The organism is Streptomyces sp. NPDC051172 (assembly GCF_040682555.1).
In the GTDB taxonomy this organism is placed as follows: domain Bacteria; phylum Actinomycetota; class Actinomycetes; order Streptomycetales; family Streptomycetaceae; genus Streptomyces.
The window spans coordinates 27,746-39,335 of the sequence record NZ_JBFBBE010000044.1 but is presented as its reverse complement, the minus strand read 5'-3'; the positions used below and the strand labels follow the sequence as shown (position 1 = coordinate 39,335).

The window sequence follows — 11,590 nt, the reverse complement described above, 5'->3', positions numbered from 1 at the left end:
TGGTACGTGGATCCGGGGCGTCACGAGATGCCCAGCTGGTTGTCGATGAGGTGGAAGATCTCGTCGTCCGTGGCGGACGCGATGTTCGCGGCGGTGACCTCGCCGTCGGTTCCGCCCTGCGGGGCGGAGGCCTCCAGGGCGGTGAGGGCCTCGCGCAGGCGCCGGGCCAGCAGGTCACGCTCGGGGGCCTCCGGTGGCAGCCCCGCGAGGCGTTCCAGGAACCGGTCGAGTTCGGCCGGCGACGTGGCCGGCCGGGCCGGGCGGGTGCGCTCGCCGACGGCCGTGCCGATGTGGCGGGCCAGCGCCTCGGGGGTGGGGTGGTCGAAGACCAGGCCGGCAGGCAGCCGCACACCGGTCGCGGCGGAGAGCCGGTTGCGCAGTTCGACCCCGGTGAGGGAGTCGAAGCCGAGGTCCTTGAAGGGGCGGCCCTGCTGGACCCGTTCGGCCGAGGTGTGGCCGAGGACGGCGGCGGCGTGGCTGCGCACGAGGTCGAGGAGGGCTCGGTGGGTGTCCGTCTCGGACAGCCCGCTCAGCCGCGTCATCAGGTCGTCGGCGGCCCGGCCCGGGGCCGCCTCGGCGGCGGCGCGCCGGCGCGGGGCGCGGACCAGGCCCGCCAGCAGCGGCGGGATCTCCTGGGTGCCCGCGCGCAGCGCGGCCGTGTCGATCCGGGCGGCCAGCAGGTAGTCGTGGTCCAAGGCGAGGGCGCGGTCGAACAGGGCGAGGCCCTCGGCGGAGGCGAGCGGGGTGACACCGCTGCGGTTCATCCTGGTGAGGTCGGCCTCGCCCAGGTGCCGGGTCATGCCCGTGCGCTCCTCCCACATGCCCCAGGCGATCGACAGCCCCGGCAGGCCCTCGGTGCGGCGCCGCCGGGCGAGTGCGTCCAGGGCGGCGTTGGCGGCCGCGTAGTTGGCCTGTCCCGCCCCGCCGAAGAGGGCGGAGCCGGAGGAGAAGAGCACGAAGGCGGCCAGGTCGCTGTCCCGGGTCAGTTCGTGCAGGACGAACGCGGCGTCGGTCTTGGGACGCAGCACCTTCTCGAGGTGTTCGGGGGTGAGGGAGTCGACCAGGGCGTCGTCGAGGACGCCGGCGGCGTGCACGACGGCGGTGAGCGGGGCGGCGGTCTCGGCGAGGACGGCGGCGAGGCCGTCTCGGTCGGCGGCGTCGCAGGCGGCGATCCGTATCTCGGCGCCGAGGGCCGCGAGTTCGTCGCGCAGTTCGCTCGCGCCGGGCGCGTCGAGGCCGCTGCGGCTGGTCAGCAGCAGGTGCCGCATGCCGTGTTCGGTGACGAGGTGCCGGGCGACGAGGCGGCCGAGCGTGCCGGTGCCGCCGGTGATGAGGACGGTGCCGTCCGGGTCGGGGGTGCCGGGCAGCAGCAGGACGTTCTTGCCGGTGTGCCGGGCCTGGCTCACGTGCCGGAACGCCTCGGGGGCCCGGCGTACGTCCCAGCAGGTGAGTGGCAGCGGGGTGAGGGCTCCGTCGTCGAACAGGTCGACGAGGTGCCGCAGCAGCTCGCCGATCCGTTCCGGGCCGGCCTCGGCGAGGTCGTACGCCTGGTAACGGACTCCGGGGTGGGCGGCTGCCACGGCGTCCGCGTCGCGGATGTCGGTCTTGCCCATCTCCAGGAAGCGTCCGCCGCGAGGCAGCAGGCGCAGTGACGCGTCCACGAACTCCCGGGCCAGACAGTCCAGGACGAGGTCGGCGCCCCGCCCGTCGGTGGCGGCCAGGAAGCGGGACTCGAAGTCCAGGGTGCGCGAGGAGGCGATGTGCTCGTCGTCGAGGCCGAGCGCACGCAGGGTGTCCCACTTTCCGGGACTCGCCGTGCCGTACACCTCGGCGCCCGCGTGCCGGGCGAGCTGCACGGCAGCCATGCCGACACCGCCGCCGGCGGAGTGCACCACGACCTTCTCCCCCGCCCGCAGACCGCCGAGGTCGAACAGGCCGTAGTGGGCGGTGAGGAAGGCGACGGGTACGGCGGCGGCCCGGGCGAAGGACCAACCGGCGGGCATCGCGACGACGGTGCGGCGGTCCGCGACGGCGACCGGGCCGAAGGCGGCGCCGAAGACGCCGAACACGCGGTCGCCGGGGGCCAGGTCGCCGACCCCGGGCCCGGTCTCCAGGACCACCCCGGCGCCCTCGCTGCCCAGGACGCGCTGGTCGGGGACGAGGCCGAGGCTGATGGCGACGTCCCGGAAGTTGAGGCCGGCCGCGCGGACGGCGATCCGCACCTCGCCCTCGGCCAGGGGGGCGTGGGCGTGCGGGGCGGGCAGCAGGGCGAGGCCGTCGAGGCTGCCGTCGCCGGTGACGGCCAGGTGCCAGGCAGCGTCGTCGGCCGGAGGTGCGAGGGCGTCGTCCCGGCCGGCCCGGGCTAGCCGCGGAGCGAGCACGGCGCCGTCGCGCAGCGCGAACTGGGTCTCCCCGGTGGCGAGCGCCCGGGGCAGGGCCTCCTCGGAGGCGGTGGTGCCGTCCAGGTCCACCAGCACGAAACGGTCCGGGTGTTCGGTCTGGGCGGCGCGTACGAGGCCCCACACCGCCGCTTGCGCCGGGTCGGGCGCGGGGGTGCCGAGGGCGGTGGAGACGGCGTGGCGGGTGACGACCGCGAGGCGGGCCTCGGCGAGGGCGGGTTCGGTGCCCCAGCGGCGGACGAGGTCCAGGGCATGGCCGGTGAGCGTACGGACCGCCCCGGCACCGGTCTCGGCGGGGCAGAACCACACCAGGAGCGCGGGCACCTCGTCGGCACGGTCCGCGAGGCGCGCGAGGAGGGCGTCGTCGAGCACCGCCGGGTCCACGGCCTCGGGCCCGTCGGTGGGGACCGGTGTCCACTCCAACCGGTACAGCCCGTCCCGGCCGACGGCAGGCGTCAGCGCCCCCGGGGTCAGCGGGCGCAGGAGCAGTGACTCGGCGGACAGGACGGGCTCACCCGCCGGGTCCCAGGCGTCGAGGGTGACCGTGTCGGGCGCGGCGGATCCGATCCGGATGCGCAGCGCGGCGGCGCCGGCGGCGTGCACCTCGACGCCGGACCAGGAGAACGGCAGCCGGGCCCGGCCGTCCTGCCCGGCGAGCAGCGCGGAGGCCTGGAGGGCGCCGTCGAGGAGAGCCGGGTGCACCAGGTAGCGGGCGGCGTCGGACTGCTGGTCGAGGGCGATCTCGGCGTAGACGTCGGTGCCGTGGCGCCAGGCGGCGCGCAGGCCGCGGAAGGCAGGGCCGTAGGCGTACCCGGCTTCGGCGAAGCGGTCGTAGACGCCGGTCAGGTCGACGGGTTCGGCTCCCGGCGGCGGCCAGGCCGCAGGAGCGACCGGAGCGGCCGGACGGTCGCCCGGACCGAGGGTGCCGGTGGCGTGCGGGGTCCATTCGGTGCCCGGGTCGCCTTCGGGGCGGGCGTACAGGCCGAAGGTGCGGCTGCCGTCGTCCTCGGGGGGCCCGACCCGCAGTTGCACGTGGACGCCGTCGCGCTCGGGCAGGACCAGCGGTGTCTGGAGGGTGAGTTCCTCGACGGCGGCGCTGCCGGCCTCGTCGGCGGCGCGCAGGGCGAGTTCCAGGAACGCGGTGCCGGGCAGCAGGTTCAGTCCGGAGACGACGTGGTCCGTGAGCCAGGGATGGGCGCGGGCCGAGAGGCGTCCGGTGAGCAGGTGTTCGCCGGAGCGGGCGAGGTCGACGGACGCGCCCAGCAGGGGGTGGCCGGTGGCGCCGAGTCCGGCGGTGGCCACGTCGCCGCTGCGGACGGGGACGTCCAGCCAGTAGCGGGTGCGCTGGAAGGCGTAGGTGGGCAGGTCGGCGGCCGGGGCGCCGCTGCCGGGAAGGGAGGTGGACCAGTCGACGGGCAGGCCCTGGACGTGGGCCTCGCCGAGCGACAGCAGCAGCCGGTCGAGGCCGCCGTCGTCGCGGCGCAGGGAGCCGACGACGAGGCCGCCCTCGGTCTCGTCCAGCGCTTCCTGGACTGCGGCGGTGAGCACGGGGTGCGGGCTGGTCTCCACGAATGTGGTGAACCCGGCCTCGGCGAGCGCCTGGACGGCCGGTGCGAACCGGACGGTGCCGCGCAGGTTGCGGAACCAGTAGTCGGCGTCGAGTTCGGGGCCTTCGAGCCAGTCGGCTTCCAGGGTGGAGTACATGCGGATACGGGCCTGTGCGGGGCGCAACCCGGACAGCGCGTCGTGGAGTTGTGTGCGCAAGGGGTCCATCTCGGCGGAGTGGGAGGCGTAGTCGACCTCGATCCGCCGGGCGCGGACGCCGTCGGCCTCGCACTCGGTGAGGAGTTCGGCCAGGGCTGCCGCCTCGCCCGCTACCACGGTGGAGCGCGGGCCGTTGACGGCGGCGACGGACAGCCGCTCGCCCCAGTTCGCCAGCAGCTCGGCGGTACGGTCGGCGGGCAGGGCCACGGATGCCATGCCGCCACGGCCGGCGAAGTCCCGCAGCAGCCTGCTGCGCAGGGCGACGACCTTGGCTCCGTCCTGAAGGGAGAGCGCCCCGGCGACCACGGCGGCGGCGATCTCACCCTGGCTGTGCCCGAGGACGGCGTCCGGCTCGACGCCGTAGGCCCGCCAGGCCGCGGCGAGGGAGACCATCACGGCGAAGAGGGCCGGCTGGACGACGTCGACGCGTTCCAACTCGGCCGCGCTGCCGAGGACTTCGGTCAGGGACCAGTCCACGTGCGGGGCGAGGGCCGCCTGGCAGTCGGCGAGGGCCGAGGCGAACGCGGGGCAGGTGTCCAGGAGTTCGAGCGCCATGCCGGCCCACTGGGCGCCCTGGCCCGGGAAGACGAAGACGGTACGGCCGACCGCTCCCGCGACGCCCTGGGCCGTGCGGGGCCAGGGGCTGCCGTCGGCCAGGGCGCGCAGTCCGGCGGTCAGTCGCTCGCGGTCGCCGACGAGGACGGCCCGGTGCTCGTGCCGGGCGCGGCCGGTGGCGAGGGTACGGCCGACGGCTGCGAGGTCGGCTTCGGGGTGGCTCTCGGCGTAGGCGGCGAGGAGTTCCGCCTGGGCTCGGAGGGCTTCGGGGGTGTGGCCCGAGACGGTCCAGGGGACGGGCGGCCCGTCCGGGCCCGTCTCCACGGGAGGTTCGGGATCCGGGGACTGTTCCAGCACGAGATGGGCGTTGGTGCCGCTCATGCCGAACGAGGAGACGGCGGCGCGCCGCGGCCGGCCGGTGTCGACGGACCATTCCCGCGCGTCGGTCAGCAGCTCCACCGCGCCCGCCGGCCAGTCGACCTGTGACGACGGCGCGTCCACGTGCAGGGTCTTCGGGAGCAGCCGGTGCCGCAGCGCCTGGACCATCTTGATCACGCCGCCCACTCCGGCTGCCGCCGAGGTGTGCCCGATGTTCGACTTCAACGACCCGAGATACAGCGGCTGTTCGCGATCCCGTCCGTAAGTGGCCAGCAGCGCCTGCGCCTCGATCGGGTCCCCCAGCCGGGTCCCCGTACCGTGCCCCTCGACGACGTCCACGTCCTGCGGCGACAACCGGGCGTCGGCCAACGCGGCCCGGATGACCCGCTGTTGAGCCGGACCGCTGGGGGCGGTCAGGCCGTTGCTGGCCCCGTCCTGGTTCACCGCCGACCCGCGCACCACCGCCAGCACCCGGCGCCCGGCCGCCCGTGCGTCCGACAGCCGCTCCAGTACGACGACACCGACGCCCTCGCCGAAGCCGGTGCCGTCGGCGGCGTCGGCGAAGGCCTTGCAGCGGCCGTCGGAGGCCAGGCCGCGCTGCCTGCTGAACTCCACGAACAGCTCGGGGCTGGACATGACGGTGACGCCGCCCGCCAGCGCGAGGGTGCACTCGCCGGACCTGAGGGCCCGTACCGCCAGATGCAGGGCGACCAGCGAGGACGAGCACGCCGTGTCCACCGTCACCGCCGGACCCTCCAGACCGAGCGTGTAGCTGACCCGGCCGGACAGGACGCTGCCCGAGTTGCCGGCGCCCAGGAAGCCCTCGACCTCCTCGGGGATGTGGGGCAGCAGTCGGGCCGCGTAGTCCTGGTGCATGACGCCGACGAACACGCCCGTCGGTGTGGCGCGCAGGGTGGCCGGGTCGATGCCCGCTCGCTCCAGCGCCTCCCAGGACGTCTCCAGCAGCAGCCGCTGCTGCGGATCCATGGCCAGCGCCTCACGCGGGGAGATCCCGAAGAAGCCCGCATCGAACTCGGCGGCCGCGTCGAGGAATCCGCCTTCGCGCACGTACGTCGTGCCGTGGCGTCCACCGTCGGGGTCGTAGAGGTTGTCGAGGTCCCAGCCCCGGTCGGCGGGGAAGGCGGCGATGCCGTCGGTGCCGGCGGCCACGAGGTCCCACAGGTCCTCCGGGGAACGGACGCCTCCCGGGTAGCGGCAGCCCATGGCGACGACGGCGATGAGGTCTTCGTCCGTCGCGGCCCGGGGGGCGGGGGCGGCGGGCGTGTCGGCCGTGCCGGTCAGCTCCTCGTCGAGGCGGGCGGCGAGGGCCTCGGGGTTGGGGTGGTCGAAGACCAGGGTGGCGGGCAGCCGCAGCCCGGTGGCGGTGCCGAGCCGGTTGCGCAGCTGGACGGCGGCCAGCGAGTCGAAGCCGAGGTCGCGGAACGCACGCCCGGACTCGACGGCCTGCCCGGAGGCGTGGCCGAGGACGGCGGCGACCTGTTCGCGGACCAGGTCCAGCAGTTCGCGTCGGCGCCCGGGGCCGTCCAGTGCGGCGAGCCGGCGGCTCAGCGCCGTCCTGTCGTCGCTGCCGGGGCCGTCGGTGGCGGCCTGCGGGCGCACCTGGGTACGGACCAGGCCGTGCAGCAGCCGGGGCACGGGGTCGGCGGCGGTCCGGCCGCGCAGTGCGGCGGTGTCCAGACGCAGCGCGACCAGGTGCGGCGCGTCGACGGTGATCGCGCTGTCGAGCAGCGCCAGGCCCTGGTCGACGGTGAGGGGGCGCATGCCGGAGCGCTCGATGCGGCGGACCTCCTCGTCCCCGAGGTGGCCGGTCATGGCGCTGCGCTGCTCCCACAGGGTCCAGGAGATCGACTGCCCGGCCAGGCCGCGGGCGCGCCGGTGGTGGGCGAGGCCGTCGAGGAAGGCGTTGGCGGCGGCGTAGTTGCCCTGCCCGGGGCCACCGAACGTGCCGGCCGCGGAGGAGAAGAGCACGAAGGCGGCGAGGTCGTGGTCCTCGGTGAGGCGGTGCAGGGTGAGCGCCGCGTCGGTCTTCGGTCGCAGCACGGCGTCGACGCGGTCCGGTGTGAGGGATTCGATCACGCCGTCGTCGAGAACTCCCGCAGCGTGGAACACGGCCGTCAGCGGGTGGCCCGCGGGTACGCCGGCCAGCAGCTCGGCCAGTTGTCCGGGGTCGGCCGCGTCGCAGGCGAGGATCCGCGCGTCGGCGCCGAGGGCGGCGAGTTCGTGGCGCAGTTCCGCTGCGCCGGGAGCGTCGGGCCCGCTGCGGCCGGCGAGCAGCAGATGCCGCACTCCATGGTGACGGACCAGGTGGCGGGCGACATGGCCGCCGATGAGGCCGGTGCCGCCGGTGATCAGCACCGTGCCGTCGGGGTCCAGGGTGGGCGCCCGGTCGTCGTCCCGTGCCGGGGTCCGGGTCAGGCGCGGTGCGAGCCAGCGGCCGTCCCGCAGGGCCAGCTGCGGTTCGTCGTGGGTTTCCAGTACGGCGACCAGGGCGGCCGGGTCGGTGTCCGCCCGGTCGGTGTCGACGAGGTGGAAGCGGCCGGGGTGCTCGGACTGGGCGGAGCGCACAAGCCCCCAGACGGCGCTCAGCGGCAGGTCGGCGACGTCGTCGCCGGAGTGCACGGCCACGGCTGACCGGGTGATCAGCACCAGCCGGGAGTCCGCCCGGCGCTCGTCGGCGAGCCACTCCTGGAGCAGGGCGAGCGCATCGTGCACAGCGCGGTGGGTGTCGTCGGCGGGGGCGAGTTCGGCCAGGACGAAGTCCGCGTCCCGGGACTCGGTGAGGCGTGCCCACCGGGCGCGGGCCGGGCCGGTCGCCGGGGCGAGCAGCGTCCAGTCCAGGTGGAAGAGCGAGTCGTGGTGGCGTGCCGGGCCCCGCAGCGCGTCGGGGGCGGCCGGGCGCAGGCCGAGGGAGGCCACGGACAGGACGGGCTGTCCGGCCGGGTCGTAGGCGTACAGCGCCATGCTGTCCTGGCCGGTCGGGGTGATCCGCAGGCGCAGGCGGGTCGCGCCCTGGGCGTGCAGGGCGGCCCCGGTCCAGGTGAACGGCATCCGGCCGCCGCCCGCGCCGATCAGGCCGGTGGTGTGCAGGGCGCTGTCCAGCAGGGCGGGATGCAGTCCGAAGCGGCCGGCGTCGCTGTGCCGGTCGTCCGGGAGGCTCGCCTCGGCGAAGTACTCCTCCTCCAGGCGCCATACGGCGTTCAGGCCCTGGAAGACCGGTCCGTAGGCGAAGCCGCCCGCTGCGAACCGCTCGTAGATCCCGGTGATGTCGACCGGTTCGGCGCCGGGCGGCGGCCAGTGCGTCAGCGGTTCGGCCGGCGCCGCGGGGGCGGCGGACAGGACGCCGGTGGCGTGCGGGGTCCACTCGTCGGCGTCGGCGTCGTTGTCGTCGGGCCGCGAGTGCACGGTCAGCGGGCGGCGGCCCTCGTCGTCCGGTGCGCCGACGGTCAGCTGGATGGCGACGCCGCCCGTCTGCGGCAGGCGCAGCGGAGCGTGCAGGGTGAGTTCCTCGACCTGGCCGCAGCCCACCTGGTCGGCGGCGGCGACGGCGAGTTCGAGGAAGGCGGTGCCGGGCAGCAGGGCGCTGTCCCCCACCGTGTGGTCGGCGAGCCAGGGGTGGGTGTGGATGGACAGACGTCCGGTGAGCACCTGGCCCGTGCCGTCGGCGAGGGAGACCACTGCGCCGAGCAGTGGGTGGTCGGCGGCGGTGAGGCCGGCGGAGGTCACGTCGCCCTGGGGTGCCGAGGTGTCCTCCAGCCAGTACCGGCGGCGCTGGAAGGGGTAGGTGGGCAGGTCGACGCGCTCGGGGGCCGGGCCGGTGTGGGCCGCGGTCCAGTCGACGGCCGTGCCGGCCGCGTAGAGCTCGCCTGCGGCGGCGAGGAACCGGTCCCGGCCGCCGTCGTCCCGGCGCAGGGTGCCGGTGACGACGGTGTCCTCGGCACCGGCCGCGCGGGCCGTGTCCTCCATCGCGAGGGTGAGGACCGGGTGGGGGCTGACTTCCAGGAGGATCCGGTGGCCTGCGGCGAGCAGTCCCCGGGTGGCGTGTTCGAACTCCACCGTGGTGCGCAGGTTGCGGTACCAGTAGTCCGCGGTCAGCAGTTGCCCGTCGACCGGCTCTCCGGTGACGGTGGAGTGGAAGGGGATGTCGGCCGTGCGGGGGCGGATGCCGTCCAGCAGGCGGAGCACCTCGTCGCGGATGCGTTCGACGTGCGGGCCGTGCGAGGCGTAGTCGACGGGGATGCGCCGCACGCGCAGGTCACGTGCGGTGAGGTCGGCGAGGAAGGCGTCCAGGGCAGCGTCGCCTCCGCAGACCACCGCCGAGGCGGGCCCGTTGACGGCGGCGAGCGACAGTCCGTCGCCGCGGTCCGCGAGCAGCGCGCGCACCTCGTCCACCGGGAGGGGCACGGAGGCCATGCCGCCCTGTCCGGCGAGCGTCCGCAGCGCGCGGCTGCGCAGCGCGACCACGGCCGCGCCGTCCTCAAGGGACAGGGCCCCGGCGACGACGGCGGCGGCGATCTCGCCCTGGCTGTGTCCGGCGACGGCGGCCGGTTCGACGCCGTAGGAGCGCCAGAGCGCGGCGAGGGACACCATCACGGCGAACAGGGCGGGCTGGACGACGTCCACCCGGTCGAGACCGGGCGCGCCCGGCGTGCCGCGGATCATCTCGTCGAGCGAGAAGTCGACGTGCGGCGCGAGGGCGTCGGCGCAGGCGGCCATGCGGTCGCGGAAGACGGGCTCGGTGTCGAGGAGGGCCGCGGCCATGCCGGTCCACTGGGAGCCCTGGCCGGGGAAGACGAAAGCGATGTCGCCGCCGGTACCGGGGTGCGAACGGTGGTCCTCGGCGAGGGTGTTCAGGGTGTCCACGGCCGTGTCGCGGTCGGCGGCGACGACGAGGGCCCGGTGCTCCAGTGCGGCCCGCCCGGTGGCCAGGGCGTGGCCCACGGCGGCGAGGGACTGCTCGGGGCGGGCCGCCAGATGGGCGGCGAGCTGCCGGGCCTGGGCACGCAGGCCGTCGCCGCTGCGGGCGGAGACGGGCAGGGGCACCGGGAGGCCGGTGTCGGCGGCGGGCGTGCCCGGGTCGACAGGGTCACCCTGTTCGAGGATGACGTGCCCGTTGGTGCCGCTGATGCCGAAGGAGGAGACGGCGGCACGGCGCGGGGCTCCCGTCGGCGGCCAGGGTGCGGCCTCGGTGACCAGTCGGACGGCGCCGGAGGACCAGTCGACGGCCTGGGTGGGCCGCTCGGCGTGGAGGGTGGGCGGTACGGTGCCGTGCCGCATGGCCATGACCATCTTGATGATCCCGCCCACGCCGGCGGCGGCCTGGGTGTGGCCCAGGTTGGACTTCAGCGAGCCCAGCAGCAGCGGCCGTTCACGCTCGCGTCCGTAGGTGGCCAGTAGCGCCTGGGCCTCGATGGGGTCCCCGAGGGGGGTGCCGGTGCCGTGCCCCTCGACGACGTCGACCTCGGCCGGGGCGAGTCGCGCGTCGGCGAGGGCACGCCGGATGACCCTCTGCTGGGCGGGCCCGTTGGGGGCGGTCAGACGGCTGCTGGCGCCGTCCTGGTTGACGGCGGTACCGCGGACGACGGCCAGCACGGGGTGGCCGTTGCGGCGGGCGTCCGAGAGGCGTTCGAGCAGGAGCATGCCGACGCCCTCGCCCCAGCCGGTGCCGTCGGCCTCGGCGGCGAAGGACTTGCTGCGTCCGTCGGAGGCGAGTCCGCCCTGACGGCTCATCTCCACGAACGGCACCGGCGTCGACATCACCATCGCACCGCCCGCCAGAGCCAGACCGCACTCCTGCCGCCGCAGCGACTGGCAGGCGAGGTGCAGGGCGACCAGGGAGGACGAGCAGGCGGTGTCGACCGTGACGGCGGGGCCCTGAAGTCCGAAGGTGTAGGCGAGGCGCCCGGAGGCGACGCTGTCCGAGGTGCCGTTGCCGATGTATCCCTGGATGTCCTCCGGCACCTGGCGCAGGCGCAGGGCGTAGTCCTGGTACATGACGCCGACGAACACACCGGTGTCGCTTCCGCGCAGCCCGGCCGGGTCGACACCGGCCCGTTCGAACGCCTCCCAGGTGGTCTCCAGCAGGAGCCGCTGCTGCGGGTCCATCGCCAGGGCCTCGCGCGGGGAGATGCCGAAGAAGGCGGGGTCGAAGTCGGCGGCGCCGGTCAGGAAGCCGCCCTCGGCGGCGTAGGTGGTGCCCGGCCGCTCGCGGGCGGGGTCGTGCAGCGCCGGGACGTCCCAGCCGCGGTCCTCGGGGAATCCGGCGATCGCGTCGGTGCCGGTGGCCACCAGGTTCCACAGATCCTCGGGTGAGGCGACCCGGCCCGGGTAGCGGCAGGCCATGCCGACGACGGCGACAGGCTCGTGCTGCCGGGCCTCCGCCTCCTCCAGCTGCCGCCGGGTGCTGTGCAGGTCGGCGGCGACCCGCTTGAGGTACGCGCGGAGCTTGTCGTCGTTCACCGTGCCGTCCGTCACTG

At 75.5% G+C, this 11,590-nt stretch carries 1 protein-coding gene; it reads right to left on the bottom strand.

The window, feature by feature from the left end; all coding sequences use genetic code 11:
- Nucleotides 1–20: 20 nt before the first annotated feature.
- Nucleotides 21–11,588 carry an SDR family NAD(P)-dependent oxidoreductase gene (locus tag AB0N07_RS25500; protein WP_365838778.1) on the bottom strand — a complete coding sequence of 3,856 codons (11,568 nt, stop codon included), beginning with the start codon at nt 11,586–11,588 and terminating at the stop codon, nt 21–23.
- Nucleotides 11,589–11,590: the final 2 nt, after the last annotated feature.